At 69.7% G+C, this 21,310-nt stretch carries 18 protein-coding genes and 4 pseudogenes; 13 read left to right on the top strand and 9 right to left on the bottom strand.

Annotated features, from left to right (window positions below; genetic code table 11):
* Nucleotides 1–35 precede the first annotated feature (35 nt).
* From ACFYOY_RS44005 to ACFYOY_RS43995, 3 genes are all read left to right on the top strand, one after another.
* Nucleotides 36–1,061, top strand: coding sequence for a helix-turn-helix domain-containing protein (locus ACFYOY_RS44005; RefSeq protein WP_351904645.1), 1,026 nt, complete (start codon nucleotides 36–38; stop codon nucleotides 1,059–1,061).
* 79 nt (nucleotides 1,062–1,140) lie between these two features.
* Nucleotides 1,141–1,269 carry a hypothetical protein gene (locus tag ACFYOY_RS44000; protein ID WP_388593464.1) on the top strand — a complete coding sequence of 43 codons (129 nt, stop codon included), beginning with the start codon at nucleotides 1,141–1,143 and terminating at the stop codon, nucleotides 1,267–1,269.
* Between the two features lie 380 nt (nucleotides 1,270–1,649).
* On the top strand, nucleotides 1,650–4,676 hold the full coding sequence (locus tag ACFYOY_RS43995) for a family 16 glycoside hydrolase (RefSeq protein ID WP_388593461.1): 3,027 nt from the start codon (nucleotides 1,650–1,652) through the stop codon (nucleotides 4,674–4,676).
* Between the two features lie 121 nt (nucleotides 4,677–4,797).
* Here the strand turns inward: ACFYOY_RS43995 and ACFYOY_RS43990 are convergent, their stop codons facing one another.
* Nucleotides 4,798–5,610 (bottom strand): acyl carrier protein, encoded by an 813-nt coding sequence (locus tag ACFYOY_RS43990; RefSeq protein WP_388593458.1) that lies wholly within the window; start codon nucleotides 5,608–5,610, stop codon nucleotides 4,798–4,800.
* A gap of 330 nt (nucleotides 5,611–5,940) precedes the next feature.
* Complete coding sequence (locus tag ACFYOY_RS43985) at nucleotides 5,941–6,804, bottom strand: LysR substrate-binding domain-containing protein (protein WP_351904636.1); 864 nt, start codon at nucleotides 6,802–6,804, stop codon at nucleotides 5,941–5,943.
* Between the two features lie 79 nt (nucleotides 6,805–6,883).
* Here ACFYOY_RS43985 and ACFYOY_RS43980 point away from each other — a divergent pair, with 79 nt between their 5' ends.
* Nucleotides 6,884–7,480, top strand: a complete 597-nt coding sequence (locus ACFYOY_RS43980) for a LysE family transporter (protein WP_351904633.1) — start codon at nucleotides 6,884–6,886, stop codon at nucleotides 7,478–7,480.
* Between the two features lie 120 nt (nucleotides 7,481–7,600).
* Here the strand turns inward: ACFYOY_RS43980 and ACFYOY_RS43975 are convergent, their stop codons facing one another.
* The gene (locus tag ACFYOY_RS43975) at nucleotides 7,601–8,644 is read right to left on the bottom strand and encodes an NAD(P)-dependent alcohol dehydrogenase (RefSeq protein ID WP_351904630.1); all 1,044 of its coding nucleotides are present in this window, start codon (nucleotides 8,642–8,644) and stop codon (nucleotides 7,601–7,603) included.
* Nucleotides 8,645–8,737: 93 nt separating this feature from the next.
* Between ACFYOY_RS43975 and ACFYOY_RS43970 the strand changes: the two genes are divergently transcribed.
* The 3 genes and pseudogenes from ACFYOY_RS43970 (at nucleotide 8,738) to ACFYOY_RS43960 (ending at nucleotide 9,791) form a co-directional block, all read left to right on the top strand.
* On the top strand, nucleotides 8,738–9,325 hold the full coding sequence (locus ACFYOY_RS43970; RefSeq protein ID WP_388593455.1) for a TetR family transcriptional regulator: 588 nt from the start codon (nucleotides 8,738–8,740) through the stop codon (nucleotides 9,323–9,325).
* Nucleotides 9,326–9,366: 41 nt separating this feature from the next.
* Nucleotides 9,367–9,573: pseudogene (locus ACFYOY_RS43965) on the top strand (DUF664 domain-containing protein); the annotation flags it as partial.
* A complete protein-coding gene (locus ACFYOY_RS43960) occupies nucleotides 9,528–9,791 on the top strand; it encodes a hypothetical protein (RefSeq protein ID WP_388593506.1) in 264 nt (87 codons plus the stop codon). The pseudogene ACFYOY_RS43965 and the gene ACFYOY_RS43960, both read left to right, overlap by 46 nt.
* Nucleotides 9,792–9,822: 31 nt before the next feature.
* On the opposite strand, the gene ACFYOY_RS43955 is transcribed toward ACFYOY_RS43960, so the two are convergent.
* A complete protein-coding gene (locus ACFYOY_RS43955) occupies nucleotides 9,823–10,566 on the bottom strand; it encodes an SDR family oxidoreductase (RefSeq protein WP_388593452.1) in 744 nt (247 codons plus the stop codon).
* A gap of 98 nt (nucleotides 10,567–10,664) precedes the next feature.
* Between ACFYOY_RS43955 and ACFYOY_RS43950 the strand changes: the two genes are divergently transcribed.
* Complete coding sequence (locus tag ACFYOY_RS43950) at nucleotides 10,665–11,567, top strand: LysR family transcriptional regulator (RefSeq protein WP_351904621.1); 903 nt, start codon at nucleotides 10,665–10,667, stop codon at nucleotides 11,565–11,567.
* Nucleotides 11,568–12,123: 556 nt separating this feature from the next.
* Here the strand turns inward: ACFYOY_RS43950 and ACFYOY_RS43945 are convergent.
* Together ACFYOY_RS43945 and ACFYOY_RS43940 are read right to left on the bottom strand one after the other, a co-directional pair.
* Nucleotides 12,124–13,140 carry a hypothetical protein gene (locus tag ACFYOY_RS43945; RefSeq protein ID WP_388593450.1) on the bottom strand — a complete coding sequence of 339 codons (1,017 nt, stop codon included), beginning with the start codon at nucleotides 13,138–13,140 and terminating at the stop codon, nucleotides 12,124–12,126.
* Between the two features lie 634 nt (nucleotides 13,141–13,774).
* Nucleotides 13,775–14,155 carry a helix-turn-helix domain-containing protein gene (locus tag ACFYOY_RS43940; RefSeq protein WP_351904615.1) on the bottom strand — a complete coding sequence of 127 codons (381 nt, stop codon included), beginning with the start codon at nucleotides 14,153–14,155 and terminating at the stop codon, nucleotides 13,775–13,777.
* Between the two features lie 77 nt (nucleotides 14,156–14,232).
* On the opposite strand from ACFYOY_RS43940, the gene ACFYOY_RS43935 reads away from it, so the two are divergent.
* The 3 genes and pseudogenes from ACFYOY_RS43935 to ACFYOY_RS43925 all read left to right on the top strand — a co-directional run.
* The gene (locus ACFYOY_RS43935; RefSeq protein ID WP_351904612.1) at nucleotides 14,233–15,165 is read left to right on the top strand and encodes an NADP-dependent oxidoreductase; all 933 of its coding nucleotides are present in this window, start codon (nucleotides 14,233–14,235) and stop codon (nucleotides 15,163–15,165) included.
* A gap of 229 nt (nucleotides 15,166–15,394) precedes the next feature.
* A complete protein-coding gene (locus tag ACFYOY_RS43930) occupies nucleotides 15,395–16,042 on the top strand; it encodes a DUF4232 domain-containing protein (RefSeq protein ID WP_351904609.1) in 648 nt (215 codons plus the stop codon).
* Between the two features lie 97 nt (nucleotides 16,043–16,139).
* A pseudogene (locus ACFYOY_RS43925) lies at nucleotides 16,140–16,433 on the top strand (aminoglycoside phosphotransferase family protein); the annotation flags it as partial.
* 58 nt (nucleotides 16,434–16,491) lie between these two features.
* Here the strand turns inward: ACFYOY_RS43925 and ACFYOY_RS43920 are convergent.
* Nucleotides 16,492–17,745 (bottom strand): MFS transporter, encoded by a 1,254-nt coding sequence (locus tag ACFYOY_RS43920; protein ID WP_388593446.1) that lies wholly within the window; start codon nucleotides 17,743–17,745, stop codon nucleotides 16,492–16,494.
* Between the two features lie 100 nt (nucleotides 17,746–17,845).
* Nucleotides 17,846–18,166 (bottom strand): annotated as a pseudogene (locus ACFYOY_RS43915) (helix-turn-helix domain-containing protein); the annotation flags it as partial.
* A gap of 115 nt (nucleotides 18,167–18,281) precedes the next feature.
* Between ACFYOY_RS43915 and ACFYOY_RS43910 the strand changes: the two are divergent.
* A pseudogene (locus ACFYOY_RS43910) lies at nucleotides 18,282–18,899 on the top strand (EamA family transporter).
* Between the two features lie 208 nt (nucleotides 18,900–19,107).
* Here the strand turns inward: ACFYOY_RS43910 and ACFYOY_RS43905 are convergent.
* Entirely contained in the window at nucleotides 19,108–20,247 is a 1,140-nt protein-coding gene (locus ACFYOY_RS43905) for a PQQ-dependent sugar dehydrogenase (protein ID WP_351887316.1), read from the bottom strand.
* 504 nt (nucleotides 20,248–20,751) lie between these two features.
* Here ACFYOY_RS43905 and ACFYOY_RS43900 point away from each other — a divergent pair.
* Nucleotides 20,752–21,294, top strand: a complete 543-nt coding sequence (locus ACFYOY_RS43900; protein WP_351887999.1) for a class I SAM-dependent methyltransferase — start codon at nucleotides 20,752–20,754, stop codon at nucleotides 21,292–21,294.
* The last annotated feature ends 16 nt before the right edge of the window (nucleotides 21,295–21,310 follow it).

Here is a 21,310-nt window from a genome sequence, read left to right as displayed (position 1 = left end):
AGTCACCACCAGATTCCTGCCATAGACTTTGGAGCATGGGTGCCGGCTCTGTCGCTGTGGTCGTCATGGGTGACATCGAGGTCCCCTCGTGGGATCTGTACGAACTCAGCATCCCCTGCACCGTCTTCGGGAAGCCGCAGTCCGATCTGGCCGACCCCTGGTACGACCTGCGGTTGTGCGGGGCCGGAGGTCCGGTGTCGGAGCACGCGACGGCCGGACCCGGGCTCGGGTGGCAGGCGCCCTACGGACTCGACGACCTCGCCGACGCCGACACGGTCATCGTGCCCTCGGTGCCCGACCCCTGTATCGACGAGGGCAGGCCGCTGCCGCGGGAGCTGATCACGGCCTTGCGGCGGGCCTATGACGCGGGAGCCCGCATGGTCTCCCTGTGCACCGGCGCCTTCGCGCTCGCGGAGGCGGGGCTGCTCGACGGCCGTCGCGCCACGGCCCATTGGATGCACACCGGTCAACTGGCCGAGCGTTACCCGAAGGTGGACGTCGACGCCTCCGTGCTGTACGTCGACGACGGCGACGTGCTCACCAGCGCCGGGCTGACCGCCGGTCTGGACCTGTGCCTGCACCTGGTGCGCCGTGACCTCGGTGCGCACGTGGCCAACCAGTTGGCCCGCCGGATGGTGGTGCCCGCCCACCGGCACGGCGGCCAGGCCCAGTTCATCGACGTGTCCGTGCCCACGAGCGACGACGCGGGACTGGCTCCCGTACTCGACTGGGCCCGCGCCCACCTCGACCGACCGCTGACGGTCACGGACCTGGCACGGCGGGCGGCGATGAGCCCGCGCACCTTTTACCGGCGGCTCCACGCGGCCACCGGGTCGACTCCGCTTCAGTGGCTCCTCCACCAGCGTCTGGGCCGGGCCCGGACACTGCTGGAAGCGACGGACCTCTCCGTGGAGAAGATCGGGGAACTGAGCGGGCTCGGCACCGCCAACAACCTTCGCCACCACTTCCTCAGACAACTCGGCACCACGCCGAGCGACTACCGGCGAGCCTTCCCCCGGACGGTCGGGGACCCGGCCCCGCGGCACCAGAACCGGCACTGATGAATGCCGGGTTGATGCCGGACCGGCCGCCTCCGGCTGGAGTGATCAGTGCTGGACGCCTGCCCGGATCGCCGAGATCGTGCGCCGCCGGTTCGGCGTCGAGTACACCCTGGCCGTCGGCGTCGGCGTCGGCGTCGGCGTCGGCGTCGGTGTCGTGGTCGTCAGCGAAGAGCGGTGGCGTTGGCGGGTGAGCCGACGCCACCGGTGAGGTTGAGGGGCTTGCTTCGACGGCGAGGGTGTCCGTGGCCAGCAGCGCGATGCGGTGGTCCCAGCACCAGGCGGCGACGTCCCGGGACTGGATGAACCCGGTGCCTGGGGGCTCGCATCGCCAGGCACGCGGAGAGCCCGTCGGGCCCGGCCCACCCGCGGGGGTCCGACAGGAGGACGGCGAGGGACGGGACTTTCGACTTACTGAGGACAAAGTATGGACGGTTCGGGGTGATGTTCGTACGCTGGGCGTCGCTTTCGTACGGACGTCTGCGTGCCTCAGGGCGGAATACCGCCGCACCACCCGTACGTGGACGAGCTCCACTCTCTGACCGCGGTCCGCCGTCGGGCCGCGCCGCCCAGCGCCCAGCAGGAGGAAGAGTGACGTCACGCAAGCACCCCCCGGGCCTCCGTAGCCATCGCCGCGGGCCACGAAGAATCGCCGGCCTGCTCCTCGCCGCTCTTTTCGCCGGCGGCCTCGCGACACCGGCCGCCGAAGCGGACGTAAAGCCCTTCGAGGACCTGCCGCCCCAGGAACCTGGCGTCACCCTCCGCGTCTTCGATATCCAGTCCCCGCTGAGCAAGCTCTGCGACCTCAAGCCGGCGCAGACCCCCAACGTCGACAAGCTGATCCCCAACGCCGACTGGTCCTCCACCGAGGGCTTCGGTTTCACCGACAACTTCGTGTCGCAGATCATCGGCAACATCAACGTCCCCACTGACGGCATGTACACGTTTCGCCTGATCAGCGACGACGGCTCCCGGCTGCTCATCGGTGACAAGAAGGTCGTCGACCACGACGGACTGCACGGTGCCGAGCCCAAGGACGGCGAGATCGCCCTCGCGCCCGGCTACCACGCCCTGCGCATCGACCACTTCGACCGCGGCGGCGACCAGCAGGTCACCCTCCAGTGGAAGCCGCCGGGCGCCGACGACTTCTCCCTCGTCCCGAACTCCGTGCTCAGCACCGACGCCGGCGTCGTGCGGGTCACCGCCCCCGGCCGCAAGGAGTGCGAGGGCAGCTATGACACCCCCGGCGACGGCCTTCCGCTGACCTCGGTCAACCCCGGCTACACCCTCACCGATCTGCGCCCCGAGGGCTTCGAGCCGCAGGTCTCCGCGATGGACTGGCTGCCGGGCGGCAAGCTCGCCGTGACGACGTGGGGCGGCAGCACCACGACCGAGGGAGAGGTGTACGTCCTCGACCACGTCACGGGTGACACCGGCCCGGAGAAGGTCACGTACAAGAAGATCGCCGGCGGTCTGAAGGAGCCGATGGGGATCAAGTACGTCGACGGTAAGCTCTACGTCTCCGAGAAGCACCAGCTCACGGAGTTGTCCGATATCGAGGGCGAGAACGCCGCGGGCGAGATCCGCAAGGTCGCCGACTGGCCGTACGGAGGGAACTTCCACGAGTTCGCCTTCGGACTGCTCTACGAGAACGGGAACTTCTATCTGAACCTCTCCGTGGCCATCAACTACGGAGGTGCGACAACCGATCCGCAGCCCGCCGCGAACCGCGGCACCACCATCAAGGTGAACAAGAAGACCGGGAAGGTGAGTTACCTGGCCGGCGGCCTCCGTACACCGAACGGGATCGGACGGGGCCCCCAGGGCGATCTCTTCGTCACCGACAACCAGGGCGGCTGGCTGCCCGCCTCCAAGCTGCTCCACGTCAAGCAGGACCGCTTCTTCAACCACTACACCAACCCGGACGGCCCGTTCGACGACCGCCCGGTCACCAAGCCCGCGCTCTGGCTGCCGCAGAACGAGATAGCCAACTCGCCCAGCACGCCGATGCTGTTGGAAAAGGGACCCTTCGCCGGGCAAATGCTCTTCGGCGACGTCACCTACGGCGGAATCCAGCGCGCCGACCTGGAGAAGGTGGACGGCGAATACCAGGGCGCGGTGTTCCGGCACACCCAGGGCCTGGAGGTCGGCATCACCCGCATCAGCACCGGACCGGACGGTGCGATCTACGCCGGTGGTCTCGGCGCCGACGGAAACTGGGGCCAGGAAGGCAAACTCCGCTTCGGCCTGCAGAAACTCACGCCGAACGGCAAGACCGCCTTCGACATCAAGACCATGCGCGCCACCCGCGACGGCTTTGAACTCACCTATACCAAGCCCCTGTCGGCGGAGACCGCCGCCAAGCTGACGAACGGCGCCTACTCCGTCGAGCAGTGGCGCTACGTCCCCACCCCGGCGTACGGCGGCCCCAAGGTCGACGAAGAGGCCCTCCCCGTCGCGGCCGCGCGACTGTCCGCCGACCGTCGCACGGTCCGGCTCACCATCCCCGGCCTCAAGACCGACCGGGTGGTGCACCTACGCTCACCGCGCCCCTTCGCCTCGGACGCCGGTGAGCAACTCTGGTCCACCGAGGCGTGGTACACGCTGAACGCACGCCCCGGCCCCGAACAGCCCATCACCTCGTACGACGCGGAATCGGCCCGCCTGGCCGGCGGAGCCGGCATCCACACCGAGCACGCCGGCTACACCGGCGGTGGCTTCGCCGACGGCTTCGGCACCCCGGGCGCCACGGCCACCTTCGACGTCGACGCGCCCGCGAAGGGCAGCTATGACGTGGGACTGCGCTACGCCAACGGCCCCCACCCCTTCACCGGCATCAAGACCCTGGGCATCGCCGTCAACGGCGGCCAGGCACAGCAGACCAGCCTCCCCTTCACCGGCGCCTGGAACCGGTGGTCCACCAAGACCGAGCGGCTCTCCCTGCACAAGGGCCGCAACACCATCGCCTACACCTATCGGCCCGAGGACACCGGCCACGTCAACCTCGACATGATCGAGGTCCGCAGACCCGGCAGCCGGATCGACCTGTTCTCCGGCGGCAGCGTCTCCACCGCCTGGCAGCACACCGACGGCCGCAGCGTCGAATGGCCGCGCGCCGCCGAGGACTCCATCGAGGTGTGCTGCGGCGACATCCGTACCAAACAGGCCTTCGGCGACTTCAGGCTGCACGCCGAATTCCGGGTGCCGAAGCTGCCGGACGATGTCACCGGGCAAGACCGCGGGAACAGCGGCATCTACCTCCAGGAGCGGTATGAGATCCAGATCCTGGACTCCTTCGGAGTGGAGAAACTCGCCCCGGACGAGGCCGCGTCCATCTACCAGAAAAAGGCCGCCGACCTGAACGCCGCCACTCCACCGGAAAGCTGGCAGACGTACGACATCGTCTTCCGTGCGGCGCGTTTCGACACCGCGGGCCGGAAGATCGATGACGCCAGGATCACCGTGGTGTGGAACGGCAGGAAAGTCCACGACAAGGTGGCAGTGGACGGCCCGACCGGCGCCGGCGACGCCGAATCGGCCGCCGCGGGCGCGATCCGGCTCCAGGACCACGGCAACAAGGTCCGCTTCAGGAACCTGTGGATCGAACCGCTGGACTGACAGCCACGAAAAGAACAGTCCCGGTCCGGCGAACCCGCCGTGCCCGATACCGCACGGCTTCGTCGGACCCGGGACGGGGCTCCGGCCCCCCCCTGGGCCCGAAGTCCCGCCGTCCGGAGGGCTATGTGCGGGGGAGCGAGGTGTTGGTGATCGGAAGCGGCTGGTCCGCGCCCGCCACGTAGAGGTCGGTCGGAGCCGTGCGCAGCCGGAAGGTGTCGTCCTCGCGTGAGACGCGCACGGACAGCACGAAGAAGCCGTCGTCCTCGAGGGTGGTCTTCACGTGGTACTCGTTCTCCCAGTAGGTCTGCAGGAAGACCTCGGTGCCCTGGGGCTCGACCCCTTTGGGGAGGGTGACCCTGCCCTGGACGGTGAGGATGTCGCCCGCCTTCACCTTCTTCTTGTTGACCTGGTAACTGACGGAGCTGGACTTGGCGTCGGCGGCCACGGTGGTGTCTGCGTAGTAGCCGTCCTGCGGGGTGTCGAGGTCGCCGTCCTCGTCGTAGAGGGCGGTGATCTGCACCTTGTGCTGGACGTTGAGCAGGCTGCTGCCGGTCACGTGGTCGATGTCGACGTCGGGGATGGTGAACTTCCCGCCTGCGTCGGTGACCGGCGTGCCCAGGTCGCGCGGCTCGTAGGAGGTGGGGTCGATCGGGTCGCCCCACGGATTCCAGGTGGTGAAGAGGACAACCTCCTGGATGGTGACGGGGATGTTGGGCGCCGGGGTGCCGTCGGCCTTGGTGACGGTGCCGGTGACGTCGACGTTGCGGTTGTCGTAGTCGGTGCTGGTCGGATTGGTGCTCACGGTCAGCACATAGGCGTCGCCGGGGGAGGCGTCCGAGGGCTTCGCCGAGGCGGCGGGCGCGGACAGGGCGCCTGCGGCGAGCAGGAGTGCGGCGGTGGCGGCGAGCCGCGTCGGCAGGGACTTTCCGGGCACGGGTCAACTCCAACTTCGGTCGGGACTGGAGGAGTCGCGCCGGGCGGCACCGGTTCCGCCGCGGCGCAGGTGTGCGACGCACCCGGTTCGACCGGCGGGGTGGGGTGGGAGTTGTCCTCCGTGCGGCCGCTGTTACGCCGCTGTGGCAGGAGAGGGGTTTGTCCGGGTTGCGCGTTCACCTGGACGTCGGCCGCAGGCCGCCCCGCATTGGCCCTGGGCGAATTCGGCGGACATGGGGAAGGACGTGCGGTCCTTGGCCACGTTGCGGGCGTATGTGCGCACGTTGCGCGGCGAGCGCACCTGGTCACACGACCGGTGGCCGCTGAAGCCTCATCCGCGCCGGCGCGGGATCGCTTCGCGCAATCGCGCTGCGAGTTCGTGGGCGGTCGGGCTGGGTCCGGTGTCGGGGAGATGAAGGTTGACGGCGAACGAGGGGAGCGGCGGCAGCGCGGCGTGGTGATCGAGTACGGCGAGGTCCTGGGGGACCGTGGAGGCGAGCATGGGAGTGACGGCCATGTCCATGCGGACGGTCGCGGCGGTTGCCTCGATGGTTCCGTTCTCGAACATGGTGCGCCAGTCGGTTCCGCCCGTGCGGAGTGCGGTCAGGACGGCGGGCCTGAAGGCGCAGGTGGTGGAGACCATGGACACGGGCAGTGGCCGTGTCCGGTGGGCCGTGCCGCCACGTGCGCCCACCCAGACGAGTTGGTCGGTCATGAGACATTCCCCGGGGGTGCGCCCGGTCGGCTCCTCCAGCACGGCGACGTCGAGGTCACCTTTGGCCAAGGCTTGAGCGAGTTCTGGTGAGGAGCCGGAGAGCAGTGTCAGTTCGACGTCCGGGCAGTGCTCGGCGAAATCCTTGAGCGCGTGGGCAAGGATGGTGCCGACCAGATCGTTGGGAGCGCCGAGACGCACCGCACCCGTGACGGTGTTCTCGGTCATGTCGGCCCAGATCTCGTCATTGAGGCTGAGCAGGGCGCGGGCCCGGCCGATCAGGCGCTCACCGTGCGGGGTGAGGCGGAGGCCCCGCCTGCCGCGGATGAACAACGCGCAGTCGAGGGCCGACTCGAGTCGGGCGATCTGCTGGCTGACCGCTCCTTGTGTCACGTGCAGGGCATTTCCCGCGGCGGTCATGCTGGCCCGCTCTGCCGCGACGACGAAGGTCCGGAGCAGTGTGAGGTCGAGATCACGCGGCATCCAGACATTATATTTCGTAATGGATCTCATGTGAAACATTCGCTGTACTGATCCATGGTGGCCCGATCAATCTCTGACCATGGATGTCGCAGAACTCTCTCCGTTGGTCGTCTTCGCGCTGATCGCGACCATCACGCCAGGCGGTGCCACCACGCTGGCCACGGCGTCGGGTGCTCATTTCGGCTTCCGGCGTTCGGTTCCGCTGATGGCGGGAATCGCCGTGGGGCTCGCCTCGATGGCCGCCGCGGCCGCCGCGGGGCTCGGCGGCGTTCTGCTGGCCGTTCCCTGGCTGCAGCTGGTCATGAAGCTGGCCGGGAGTCTCTATCTGCTGTGGCTGGCGGTGGGCACCGCGCGTGCGGGCGCCCCCGGCAGTCCGGAGGCCGCCGCGCGGCCTGTCGGGTTTCTGGGCGGCGTGTGGACGCTCTGGCAGAACCCCAAGGGGTGGACCATGACACTGGGCGCCGCGGCCTCGTTCGCGGCTCTGGCCACCGGCCCGGCCCAGCTCGCGGTGTTGATGGGGGCCACCTTCGCCGTGGCGGCGTCCCTGTCCCTGTCGCTGTGGTGCCTGGCAGGGCTGCTGCTGGCGAGACTGCTGCGTACCGACCGGCAATGGGGCGCGGTCAATCTGCTGTTGGCCGGGCTGCTCGTCGCCTCGATCGTGCTGATGTGGAGATAGCCCGCAGGGACGGTCGGAGCCCCCGGGGAAGCACGATCAGCGCGCCCCGTGAGGGCCCCGGTTCGGGCCGGGCAGTCCTCCCGGCCTCAGGGGGCGCCCGCTGATCCGCCGCGGTCGCGATCAGTCCAGGTCGCTCATGTCGAGGACGAACCGATAGCGGACGTCGTTGCGTCCGAGACGGTCCAGGGCTTCGTTCACCTGAGCGGAGGGGAGCAGTTCGATGTCTGCGGCAACGCCGTGTTCGGCGCAGAAGTCAAGCATGGCGGCCGTGGCGGGCCTGCCGCCGCTGCCCGCGGAGCTGAGCTTCTTGCGTCCGATGAGCAGGTCGAGGGTCTCCACGGTGACGGGCCCCAGGTGCCCGACTTGGCTGAGCGTCCCGTCCATGGCGACCAGACGCAGGTAGGGCCCGAGGTCGTGCGGGGCGGAGATGGTGTCGATGACGACATCGAAGCGGTCACGGGCGTCGGCCATCTGGCCCGGATCCGTGGAGACAAGGAGATCGTGCGCGCCGAGCCGGCGGGCGTCGTCGGCCTTGTCCGCCGACCGGCTGATCACCGAGGTTTCGGCGCCGAGCGCCACGGCGATCTTGACCGCGAGATGGCCCAGTCCGCCCAGCCCGGCGACGGCGACCCGTGTTCCCGGCCCCGCGCCGAGGCTGTGCAGTGGCTCCCAGACGGTGATTCCGGCGCAGAGCAACGGTGCCGCGGCAGCAGGGTCCAGCCCTGCCGGAAGCCCGTACGCGAAGCGGTCGCGCACGACGTACTCGCGGGAGTAGCCCCCCAAGGTGGTCGATCCGTCGTGGCGGTCCGTGCCGCCGTAGGTCAGGGTCGGGAAGGCTCGGCAGAAGTTCTCCTGACCGGCCCGGCACATCGCGCACGCGCCGCACGAGTCGACGATGTTGCCCACCGCTACCGGGTCGCCCACCGCGAACCGGGTGACCGCGGCGCCGGTCTCGGTCACCACCCCGGTGAACTCGTGTCCCGGCACCAGCGGCGGCGCTCCGCCGCCCTCGTGCGCGTGCACGGAGTGCAGATCCGTATGGCAGACGCCGCAGTAGTCGACGCGTACCGCGAGGTCGTCCGGGCGCAGCTCGCGCCGCTTGAGCGTCGCTCGCCGCAAGGGCGCCCCCGGGCTTTCCGCCTGCCATCCCGTAGTGGTTCTCATGGCCTCTCCTCAGACAGACTGTTCGGTTTATTTCACCGTAGTCACACCCGCCCGCTCGTGCAAACCGACTGTTCTGTTTAGTAGAGTGCTCGCATGGACGACCGTTCCCTGACCTCACGCGGAGCCGCGACGCACCGCCGCATCCTCGACGCGGCGATCCGGGAGTTCGCCGAGTACGGGATCGCCGGGGCGCGCATCGAGCGGATCGTGACCGCCGCACGCACCAACAAGGCGCAGCTCTACGCCTACTTCGGCAACAAGGAGGGGCTCTTCGACGCCATCTTCTTCGCGTCGCTGGAACGCATCGTGAACGTCGTCCCGATCGACGCCGACGATCTCGCGGACTGGGCCGTACGCCTCTATGACGAGTACCTCCGCCGCCCCGATCTCATCCGACTGGCCACCTGGGCACGCCTGGAGCGACGCCCGGCCGGTCACCTGGTCGACGATCCGGACCGCCTGGACGACCGGAAGCTGCGCGCCATCGCCGAAGCGCAGGCGGCCGGGCGGGTAAGGCCGGGAGACCCCTTCAACCTGATGTGCATGGTTATCGCGATGTCCATGGCATGGTCACCCGTCAGCAACGTCTACGCCGCGACCGCACAGGAGCCCGAAGCACTGCACGAGCAGCGCCGTGAACTGCTCCGCGAGAGCGTTCGGCGTGCCATGGCGGCCGACTGACACCGCGAGCACGCCTCCGTCCTGCCCGGGGGCGCGCGGCCCTGGTCAAACACGTGGCCACCGTCGAGGCCAGGTACTTCGGCGAGGTCTTCGACTGCCCTTCCCCGGAACCGCTGCCCCGGTGGCAGGACTCCAACGGCAGCGATCTGTGGGCGACCGAGGACGAGACCCGCGATCAGATCATCGGGTTCTACCGGCGCACGTGGGAACACTCGGACGCGACGAGCCGACCCGCAGGCCTGCACGCTGCAACTGGGCCTGCGCCGCCTGTCTGCGCAGGGTGCACGGCCGCGTCATCCGGATCGGCCGCGAGGCGTTACGGTGCCTGCTCGTGCGCCGCGGGATCACCTTCCAAGCCAACGCCCGCCACCCGGGCGTCCTGGCCGCCGAACGCGAGGAACGCGCCCGTATCCGCGGCGAGAAGAGCGTCCGCCGGGGCGGACGCCCCTTCGCCACCGCGGCCTGAACGACCTGGCGAACCTATGCTGTCAGCGCACCTAGAGTTGCGAAGCCCCTCCGTCGACGGGGAACTCCGTTCCCGTCGAGAAGGTCGCACCGAACGCCAAGTACGCCACCGCGGCGGCCACTTCCTCGGACGTCCCCAGCCGCTGCATCGGGTTGGTGCTCCGGTAGGTGTCCTTCATCGTCTCGACGACGTCGGCGGGCAAGGAGCGGTCCAGGATGCCCGTGTCGATCGGGCCGGGGCTCACGGCATTGACCCGCACCTTGCGCGGCAGCAGCTCGCGGGCCAGGGTGCGCGTCATCGAGCGCAGGGCCGCCTTGCTCGCCGAGTAGACACTGAGCGCGTCGAGGCCCAGGACGTTCACCACCGACGTGGTGAGGACGACGCTGCTTCCCTCGCGCAACAGCGGCGCCAACGCCTGCACCGTGAAGTACGGGCCCTTGGTGTTGATGCCGAACAGCGCGTCGTACATCTCCTCGGTCGTCGAGTCGAAGGGCGCGGACGCGGTGGCACCGGCGTTGACGAACAGCGCGTCCACCGCGCCGAACCGCTCTTGGACGGTGCCGGCCAGCGCCTTGATGTCGTTCAGGGACGTGGCGTCGCTGCGGACGGCGACCGCCTTGTCCCCCAACTGTTCCAGCGCGGCGTCCAGGGTGGATCGGGTGCGGCCGGTGATCAGTACGTGCGCGCCACCGTCCGCGAACAACCGGGCCGCAGTCAGGCCAATGCCGCTGCTTCCGCCCGTGATCACGATCTTCTTGCCGTCATAAGTGGTCATGCCCTCAAGCCAAATACCACCCGCACACCTTGTCCAAGACCTGTTCCGTATGCCGTCTTGCCCCAGGCGTATGACGGCGTGCGACGTACCCTGGGCGAATGGACATCGACCTGCGGCTCGTGCGCTATTTCACGGTCGTGGCGGAGTACGGCAACTTCGGCCGGGCCGCCACCAGGCTGCACCTGGCGCAGCCGTCGCTGAGCCGCCAGATCCAGCGACTGGAGGCTCAGCTCGGTGTCCGGCTTTTCGACCGCTCGCCGCAGGGCAGCAGCCTCACCGACGCCGGTCGGGCATTCCTTCCCAGGGCCCGGATACTGCTCCAAGAGGCCGAGCAAGCCGCTCGCACGGCCAGAGCGGCCGTCCAGCCCCATGCCGCCACCATCGGCTGCGCCGAAGGACTGGTCATCACCGCCTGTGTGCAGGAACTGCGCCGCCGGCATCCCGACGGCCAGGTCCGTACCCGGCACCTCGACTGGCGGGACACGCGCGCCCTCGCCGAGCGGCGGGTCGACGCCCTCGTCGCGTACCGGCCCCTGCCCTTCCCCACGGACGCCTTCCGGGTGACCACGCTCCATGAGGAGTCGCGGGTACTCGTCACGTCGGCGAGTCATCATCTGGCGAACGAGAAAGCCGTCAGCCTGCGGGCTCTGTCGGACGAGGAACTGGTGGCCTGCGTCAGCACTCCGGTTGTCTGGAGCACGCCCAAGCCGGTCGGCGACCGCCCGGCACCACCCCCGCCCGCGATCGACGACAGCTACGAGGACAAGCTGGAACTCATCGCCACCGGCCACTGTGTCGCGATCTTCCCTGCTGGCGATCGACGCGCTGCTGTGCGCGAGGACATCGCCCTGGTGCCCGTCATCGACATCGATCCCTGCGAGATCGTGCTCGTCACGCGCGCTGACGACTCCAACCCGCTGCTCGGATCGTTGGAAGACGTCGCACGTACATTGCTCGGCACAGCCTCCCGACGGGAGAACAACGAATTGCCGGTCACCTGAGCCCATTGCCTCAGCAGGTGAAGCAGGGCGGATGCGTGAGTCACGGCCAGGGTGGCCCAGCCGCGGAAACATGGTGCCGACGCGCGTGGACCCGGCAGGGAAGGACCGCCGGCGGGGGATCAGTCGTTGCGTTGACACACCCGCCATACGGCGAGTACCAGCACCGTCGGGTCGGCGGTGCGTCCGCAATCGTGGCGGGCATCGAACGATGTCGGGTACCGGCTGTCCCGGTCCCGGATCAGGAAGCTCCCCCTGGTGCCTGTCTCTTGGAGGTCCATGGCCGAGTTCTGGGCGGCTTGGGTGATCCGGGCCGCGGTGGGGTGTGTGGTCGCGCCGAGGATCCGGACGCGGCGGGTGGCGTGCTCGACCGCTGTGAGCAGTCATTCTGCCGGGACTCGTATGACGGCGGGCCGTACGAGAGGCGGCGGCGCATGGCGTGGGAGACCGATGTGCGGCTCAGAGCCGCATCCGAGCCCTCGCTATCCCGGTAGGGCCCGCGAGAACGCGGCCGATCGGCCTCCACGGTGGAGCCGGCCTCGATGTCCGGGGCGACCTTTCAGGGCGGCCGTTCCTGCTCGCGGCTGCGGGTCGTTGCCTTCCTCTTGTGCAGGGTCCGCCCGGGCTTGCTCCCGCCTTTGGACTCCGGGGCCGGCTCTTTCGCGGTCCGCCCGGTGGCCCCCGGGACGCGGCCCGAGCCTTTGCCCGAGACCTTGCCGGACGCCCTGCCCGTGGACTTTTTCGCCGTACGCCCGGCCGACCGCGCGGTCTCGGTGGCGGTGCCGCCCGTCTCCTCGACCGCCCCCGCCGCGCTCTCCTCCACCTCCTCGGTGGCCTTCCCGGCCCCCTCGCCCACCGCTCCCGCCGCCTTGCCTGCCGCCTTGCCTGCCTCCTTGCCCACCTCTCCCGCCGCCCTGCCTGCCCCCTCGCCGATGTCCTCTACGGCTCCGCCGGCGCCCTCGCCGACCTCCTCGACAGCTTTGCCCGCGCCCTTGCCCACGTCCTGGACGGCTTCTCCGGCGCCCTCTCCCAGCTCGCCGACCGCCTGCCCGGCGCCGCTGCCCAGGCTCTCCGCCGCGGACCCGAGACCGGACGTCAACTGCTCCAGGATCTGGGGGTTGCGGTCGATGGTGGACAGCACCCTGCCGACGATCGCGGCGACATTGTCGAGCCGGACCTTGAGCAGGGCCTGCGCCTCCACGCCCTTGATGTCGAGCTCCACACGGCCGAGCGACACGTCGGCGCCGACGTTGAGCTTGAGCAGGTCCAGGACCTCTGCCTGTAGGGAGACCCTGGCTCGCAGGTCCTCGACCTGCAGGTTGATCTCCTCGACCTGGAGCTGCGGTACGTCGAGGAGCACATCCGGGTCGTCGGACTTGCCGGCGGGCTGCGACCGAGGTGCCACTTCCAGCTCCCCTTCGAGTGGCTCGCCCTCGTCTTTTTCGTCCTGGTCGTCCCACTGCGCGTCGGCCGATTCCTCGTCGCCCTCGGACGGGGATCCGTCACGCTGCTCCTTGTCCGTGTCCAGCTCGTCCAGCTCGTCCGGCTCGTACTCAGCGTCAGCGTGGTCCCTCATGCTGCCCCTCAAAGTGTGCGTGTGAGCATGCAGAGTGTGTGTGCGAGCGTGCCATCACTTTTCACCCTAAAGGCGGTATCCGCATTCCGCGCCCAGAGCCGAGCGGCGCTGCCGCGGCCGGTCGTATGGTGGGGGCTGACCAGGGGCTTTGCGATGGCCCGAGGAGGGGCATGATTGCTGATCATGGGCTTGCGACTGCCCTGCCCCGGGTCGTCGAGCCGCTGCTGGAGTGTGCGGGCGGCTGACGGTTTCCGCGAGGGCGAACCACTCGGCGCGACCGTCCAGCGGCCGGCTCGAATCGCGGGCACCGGTGGCAGATCGTGATGGCGCGCGCCTGCGATCCGCGCCAGACCGCCGGCGGCCGTTCCCGGTTCGTTCGTCCTCGGTGCCCACGCCGAGCGCACCCTCATGGACGTCCTCGGACCCGGACGAGCGGGCCGAGCTGGTCTTCTCCGAGGCCGGGGTGAGCGTGGTCCTCGGCGACGGGCTGGAGATGACGGTGCGCGCCGAGCCGCACGGCGTCCCCGGGCGGCTGTCGATTGGCCCCGGCCTCGTGGCCCGGCGGGGCCGGATTCGGCCGGGCGGGGGCAACGGGGAGCGTGCCCAGTTGCCGGGGGCAAAGGGGGTGCAGGTCTCAGTCGCTATGGGCGACCGGCTCGGGATCGGCGTCGAGCGCATCGAGCACTGCGTCGCCGTTCGCCCTCGCCCACTCGGTCAGCATGTGGATCGGATCGATCAGCGTCGCCCCGAGCGGGGTGAGCTCGTACTCGACGCGGGGCGGCACCTCGGCGTAGGCGTGGCGGCGGATGAGTCCGTGCGCCTCGAGCCGTCGGAGCGTCTGGGTGAGCATCTTGCGGGAGATGCCGCCGATCAGCTCGATCAGCTCGCCATGGCGCACCGGGCCCTCGCTGAGGCCGTAGAGCACGACCGCCGACCACTTGTCGGCGATCAGCTCGACCGTCAGACGTGCCGGGCAGTCGGCGAGGAAGGGATCACCGGGACCGAAACCGCTCATGGCGCCAAAGGTACCTGCTGGTTCCTGTCGGAAACCTAGCCTGGGTTCTCTCCTCCCCTTCCCAAACCAGGAGAGTCATGCGAGTCATCACCCAGCAGTCGCTCGGCGGTCCCGAGGTGCTCACCATCGTGGATGCGCCCGAGCCCCAGCCCTTGCCGACCGAGGTTCTCGTCCGTGTCAAGGCGATCGGGCTGAACCCGCTGGAGGCGCTCTTGCGCGCCGGCGAGTTCCCCCCGATGCTCGGCCGGCCGCCGTTCGTCCTCGGCTGGGACATCAGCGGTGTGGTCGAGGAGGGGTCGCTGACGTACCGGTTCAGGCCCGGCGACGAGGTGTTCGGGATGCCGCTGTTCCCGCGGGCGGCGAGCGCGTACGCCGAGGTCGTGTCGGCGCCGGCGTTGCACCTGGTACGCAAGCCGGCGTCGCTCTCGCATGTCGAGGCGGCGGCGCTGCCGGTCGTCGGGCTGACGGCGTGGCAGGGCCTCGTCGACCTCGGCGGCGTGACCGAGGGCGACCGCGTACTGGTCCACGGCGGTGGCGGTGGGGTCGGGCACGTCGCGATCCAGATCGCGAAAGCGCTCGGCGCGCACGTGATCGCGACCGCCAGTGGGAGCAAGCGGACGTTCGTCGAGGGGTTCGGCGCCGACGAGGTGATCGACTACACGGCGGTCGACTTCGCCGAGGCGGTCCGCGACATCGACGTCGTGCTCGACACGATCGGCGGCGACACCGTCGAGCGGTCGCTGCACGTGCTCCGCCCGGGCGGTCACCTGGTGACGGCGGTCGCCGAGGGGGACGAGGAGCTCATCGCCAAGTACGAGGCGGCCGGCATGCGCTTCAGCGGCATCGCGGTCGACCCCGATCCGGTCGCCCTGCGAGGTCTCGTCGAACTCGTCGAACAGGGCAGGCTGCGGGTTCACGTGCAGGAGGCGTTCCCGTTCGAGCGCGTCGCCGACGCGCACCGGCTGCTCGACGGCGGTCACCTCCAGGGCAAGCTCGTCCTCACCGTCTGATCCCGTCGTGGGGCCTCGCGTGAGGGAGGCCCCACTGATGAGCGGCCGGCAACCTCCCGCCTGTGGCGACCCAGGGGCGGGAGGGGCGGTTCGTGTAACAGGGGTGTATCAGGGGGGCGGTTGGGCGGAACGTGCGGCGGGCCGGGCGGCTCCTGCTGATCAGAAACGCTTGCTCGTACCGACGTGTACCGAGCGGTCGGCACCCCCAACCGATACTGAGGAAGAAACGATGCGCGTTCACAAGCTCACCTTTGCGGCCCTGGTCGTTGCTGCGGGTCTCTCGCTCACGGCCTGCCAGAACGACGATGACGGCACGGGACAGAGCGATCCGTCGTCCGCGTCCAGTGCGTCTTCCTCGGGTGGCGGTTCGGGCTCGGGCGGTTCGGATCAGGGCGGCGGGAAGGACTCCGGCGGGCAGGGCACGGCCGCCGGGACCGGCTCCAACGAGGACGGCGAGGTCGGCAAGTGCCGCACCGACGAGTTGGAGATCACGGCGGCGGATCGCACCATCGACGGCGACGGCGAGGGCACCGTCGCGGTGACGCTGAAGAACGGTGGCGGCCGGGACTGCACGATCTCCGGGTTCGCGGGCGTCGATCTGAAGACCAGCGAGGGGGCGCTGTCCGCGAAGCGCAGTGGTGAGCCGGCCGACCCGCACATCCTCAAGGACGGGGAGTCGACGTACTTCGGCGTCAACTACCCGATCAACGAGTCGGGCGGCTCCGGTGTCCGCGTCACCGGGCTGGTGGTGACCCCGCCGAACGAGACGAAGTCGGTCACCCTCGACTGGCCGGGCGGCGGCACACTGCCCGTCACGGACGGTGCCGGCTCCCCGGTGAAGGTCGGCCCGATCGGGGGCATCGGTCAGGGCGGCTGACCCGTACGTCCCAGGGTGCTCGGGCCGCACCGCGCCGCTGCCCGAGCACCCGCCAGTGCGGCATGACGCGTACTAGGCGTCGGTGACGGCTCGCAGGGCGGGGGCCTGGGGCCCGACGGATCTCGATGTGGCGCGCTGCTCCACCACTCTCGCGCTGCTGCACGGCCCGGCGTGGGGTCTGCGGTTCGCCGAGGCGTACGAGGAGGCAGGCGGGGTGCCGGCCGCGACCGCGAGCGAGCGGCTGTACTGGCGGGTGCGGAGTGGGCTGGCGTTCTCGGAAGAAGTGCGGTTGGTGTCGCAGCCGTGGCGGGAGGCGGGGAGGACGGAGCTGACGAGGCGCGCCGTGGAGGAGCGGCTGGATGCCTATGTCACCGCCCTGATGGACGCACTGGCCTGTCCAGGGCGGTTCGGGGCGCGGCCCGTGACCCACACCCGCGCGGGAGTGGCTTCTAGCGGTCGGTGAGCGATCGGCGCTTTCGGCTTTGTGTACGCCGGCGGCCGTTCGCCGAGCGGCCGGTGGCCGGTCTGTGACCGGTGAGGAGAACCGTGAGGGCCGCGACCACCATCACCGCGGACATCGTGGTGAAGCCGGTGGAGAAGGTGGCCGCTTGGGCTGCCAGGCCCAGCATGAGGGATCCGAGTCCGGTGCCCGCGTCGTAGCCGATGTTCCACGCGACTGATGCCGTATGCCGGTTCTCCGCACCCGCGTAGGTGAACGCCTGCACCAGCGTGAGGCTCTGCAGCCCTCCGTACGCCGCCCCCAGCACGACCAGTCCGGCCGGCAGGACGAGGACGGGGGAGCTCTCCGATCCCACGGCCAGGGCGATCAGCGCCAGGCCCGCACCCGCGGCCGAGACGAGGACGCCGCTGATCGGCCGCAGAGCGATCCGGTCGGCCAGCACTCCGCAGCCCCAACGGGACACCGCGGCGGTGGCGGTGAGGGCAAGAAGGGCCGTGGCGGCCAGCGTCGGGGTGGTGGTGAACTGCGGGGCGAAGGTGAGTACGGCACCCCCCGCGGCCGTGACCAGAAGCAGCACGGTGAGCGGGAGCAGGATGCGCCGGAGCACCGTGGTCGCGGGGGCGGGGTGCCGCGGGTGGCTGTCCTCTGGCGCGGGGCCGCCGATGCGGGCCTCGACGACGCGGCCGAGGGCTCGTGTCCAGGGCAGTGCCAGGACGGGGAGCGCGCCGCACGCGATGATCGCGGGGACGGCGAACGTGTCCACCAGCCAGGGGGCCGCCGGGGTGAGGGCGACTTGAGGGAGAGCGACGGCGAAGCCGTAGAGACCGATGGCCGCTCCCTGGCGTCCGTGCGGGGCCAGCGCGGCCGCGGCGGCGGATCCACAGACGGTGACGATACCGAAGCCCACTCCGCGGAGGGCTGTGGTCAGCAGGATGGGCAACAGGTGGTCGCTGAGGGCTTGCAGCAGGGCGGGCAGGCCGAGCAGGAGGGAACCGAGGACGAGGGTGCGGATCCATCCGAGCACGCGCAGCGCCGTTTTGACGCACAGCTGGGCCAGGACGGTGGCGGCCATCAGGACGGCGGTGACGAGTCCGGCACCGAACTCGTCGGCGCCTCCGCTGACGGCCCATGCCGGGGAGACGGGCAGCAGCAGGGCGAATCCGGAGAAGCAGCAGAGCACCACCATCAGCAGGTGCGGTATGCCCGGGGCCCGTATGACGGATTCTTTCGCGCGCTCGGACATGAACCTCCTGCTGTCCTTGATCTTCGAGGCGGGGGGAACGGGACGGGTCGACGTGGTCAGGCGGGGCCGGGTGGCAGGTGGACGGTCATGATCAGATGGCAGGTCCCGCCGCCGAGGTCGTCAGCATCAGCCGGGCCTCGCTGCCGCGCGTTCCCGCCCACAGTGGCATCACGGCATCGGCGGACACGACCCACGCGCTCCTGGGCCCCCTCCATCAGGGCGGACACCGGACGCCGGGGGTGTCGGCCGGCCGGACCAGGGTGGCGAAGTTCGGATTTCCCCGGGCCTTCTCCAGAGCGAACAGTGAGCCCTTGCTGACCTCGGCCCGTCGGCCGAGTTCGTCCAAGGACAGCCCCGCGCGCGTGCGAGCGGTTCTGACGTTGTACGCCGGCGTCCGCAGAGCCGCCTCGGTCTCCGCCATCAGTGCGCCCCTCTCCACGTGGTTCAGTCTGCCGTACCACGCGGTCGTTCGGTTGACTTCGCGCGGTCGGTGCGTTGCGCTCTCCAGTCGTTCCACTGATGGCAAAGGATGCACTGTGCCCGTTCTGCTGCCGGCCCTGGGCAGCTCCCTGGGCCTATGGATGCGCCGACTTCCTCGGTGGTCTCGGCGCCCGCAAGGCCCATGTACTGCACACCGTGATGATCGCCGCCCCGGCCTCGCGTCGGCTGCCGCTTCCGCCCCGCTCTACCGCACGCTCGCGATCGGCCCGATGAATGTGCTCTCCCCGCTCACCGCGCTGGTCTCGGCGACGCTGCCGGTCGGTGTGGGGCTGCTCCAGGGCGAGCACCTGGGCCTGGCCGGCCTGGTCGGCCTGCCGCTGGCCCTGGCGGCGGTGGTGTGGGTCAGCGCCGGGCTCGGCCCGAAGAAGCCCGCATACGCCATGTCGGCCAGGGCCGGAGTGCTGGACTCGCCGGCGAATCTGCTGTTCCTGCTGGCTGCCCGCAGCGGCGACCTGGCCGTCGTCGCCGTGATCACCGCACTGTATCCGGCCGGTACCGTACTGCTCGCCCGTGGCGTCCTGGCCGAACGCATCCACCGCGGACAGCTGGTCGGCCTCGGGACCGCCGCCGTGGCCGTCAGCCTCCTCGTCCTCGACGCGAAGGAACGCGCCCAGGCCGCCACGGTGATCGAGCACCTGCAGCTCCATGCATGACGATTCGCCCCGGACACGTCGCCGCCCTTCAGTACAGAGGAAGGGCGGCGACGTGAGCCACCCGAGTCCGCCGCCAGCCGGGATCCGGCCACCTGGTGCGCCAGAGAGACGATCACCCACACAGGGTTCCAGCAGACCGTGATGGAGCGCGCCAGACCTGCTCCGAGCAGCGGCGATGAGTTTCCGAACGGCACAGGGCCGGACGTTGTCACACCGCCGGGTCGATGCGGGAGATGCTGCCACCTATGGCGAGCACGTACAGCTCGCCATTGCCGCCCTGCGCGAACGAGATGACCTCGCCGCCGTTGACTCCGAGGTCGTTCACGCCGGTCACCTTGCCGTTCTCTATCTGCAGAGAGCGGACCGTGCCGTCGCAGTAGTCGCTGAACACGTACTGACCCTTGAGGTCCGGGATCGCGTTGCCTCGGTAGACATAGCCGCCGGTCACCGAGCAGCCCAGATTGGTGCGGTCGTACTCGTGGATCGGCGGCACGTGGTTCGCCGGTTCCGTGCCGCCACGGAAGGGATGGGTGCCCTCCATCTGGGACCAGCCGTAGTTCTCGCCGCCCTTGCTGTTCGCCGGGGCCCAGTCGATCTCCTCCCAGTCGTTCTGGCCGACGTCACCGATCAGCAGATCGCCCGTGTCCGCGTCGAAGGAGAACCGCCACGGGTTGCGCAGCCCGTACGCCCAGATTTCGTCCTTCGCGTTCGGGTCGTCCACGAACGGGTTGTCCGGCGGGATCGCGTACGGCTCGCCGCCGCTCGGGTCGATCCGCAGGAGCTTGCCGAGCAGCGTGTCGAGGTTCTGCCCGTTGCCGTGCGGGTCACCGCCCGCGCCCCCGTCGCCCAATGCGATGTAGAGGTAGCCGTCGGGGCCGAACTTGATGTCGCCGCCGTTGTGGTTCGAGTACGGCTGCGTCTGGGTGAGGACGGTGCGCCGGGTGTCCGGCTGGATCTTGCCGTCCCGCATGGCGAACTCGTCCACGGTGCTGGTGCCTTCGAGGTTCGTGAACGAGATGTAGAAGTGCGCGAATTCCTTGTCGAACGCAACGCCCAGCAGGCCGCGTTCGCCGTCGGTGGTGGTCTCGTCGGAGATGTCAAGGACAGGTTCGCCCAGTCCCTGACCATCCAAAACCCTTACGGTGCCTGGGCGTTCGGCAATCCAGACCGTGCCTCCGGGACCGGCGGCGCCGGCGGTCGGATTCTGGGCCGTGGCCACATTCTTGAGCGCGACCTTCGCTGCCTGCCGTGGGGCGGCGGGCTCGTCGGCAGAGGCCGTGGTCAAGGCGAGGGAAGCGACAAGGCAGATGGTGCCGATGATCGCCGAACTTCTGGTGCGAACTTTCACCGTGATCCTCCTAGAGGCGGTGAATCGGGAGGTCACCTGGCTGCTTGGGCAGGTTCAGGGGGTGTCGCCCGCGCCAGCACGCAACCTGGGTGGGGGGATGGTGTGCTACTGGCCATGGACGAGAATACTGGGACGGACGTGCTTGGTATAGACCAGGACTCCACCCAGCTACCGCCGTTCCGCCTTCCGCCGCGCGGGAACTCGCGCCAGACGGGGCCAGGGCGGGCACCGCGCGCCCGCTGCCCCACCGGTACCGCCTCGGCCCCGACTGGCCTGGCCGCCGGATGCTGACCTTGGGCCCGTACCCGCACCGGTCAACTACCCACAAGTCCAGCCCCTCGGCGGACCTGTGGGCTTCTCCAAAATAGTGTGCCAAGCGAGGCATTGAGGGGGCTGAGGTGGGCTGGCCGCGGCCTTCTCGGGCGGGTTCCCGAGGCAGCCAGAGGGGCTGGCGGCCCGCATCGTCTTGCGCGACCACGCATGTGACACTCTGGCCGCATGAGCATGAGGTGGAACGGTGACGAGTACCAGTCGCGGTTTGACCGCATCGCCGCCGAAGGAGGGGACATCCACGGTGAAGCCGCGCTGGTCCGCTCCTTCCGGCCCACCACGGTCCTTGATGCGGGGTGCGGCACCGGCCGGGTGGCCATCGAGCTGGCCCGTCACGGGATCGACGTGGTGGGCGTGGACACCGACGAGTCGATGCTCGCCACCGCCCGGCGGCTGGCCCCGGAAATCCGCTGGTATCAGCAGGATCTGGTCGACCTCGACCTGGGGTTGTCATTCGATGTCGTGGTGCTGGCGGGCAATGTCCCTCTGTTCACCCCACCGGGAACGGAACCGGCCCTGGTGGCTGGGGTGGCGGCCCATGTGCGCCCGGCCGGCCGTCTCGTCGCGGGTTTCGCGCTGGACCGCGGTTACACGCTGGACGACTACGACGCGCACTGCCGTGCGGTGGGACTCACCGTTGAAGCCAGATACGCGACGTGGTCCCGGGACCCTTACACCGGCGGGATGTATGCCGTTTCCGTGCATGGCAAGCCCTAGTCGGTCTGGTCGGTGT

It is taken from the genome of Streptomyces sp. NPDC007875 (genome assembly GCF_042868035.1).
In the GTDB taxonomy this organism is placed as follows: Bacteria; Actinomycetota; Actinomycetes; order Streptomycetales; family Streptomycetaceae; genus Streptomyces; species Streptomyces antimycoticus.
This window is presented reverse-complemented; position numbering and strand designations above follow the sequence as displayed.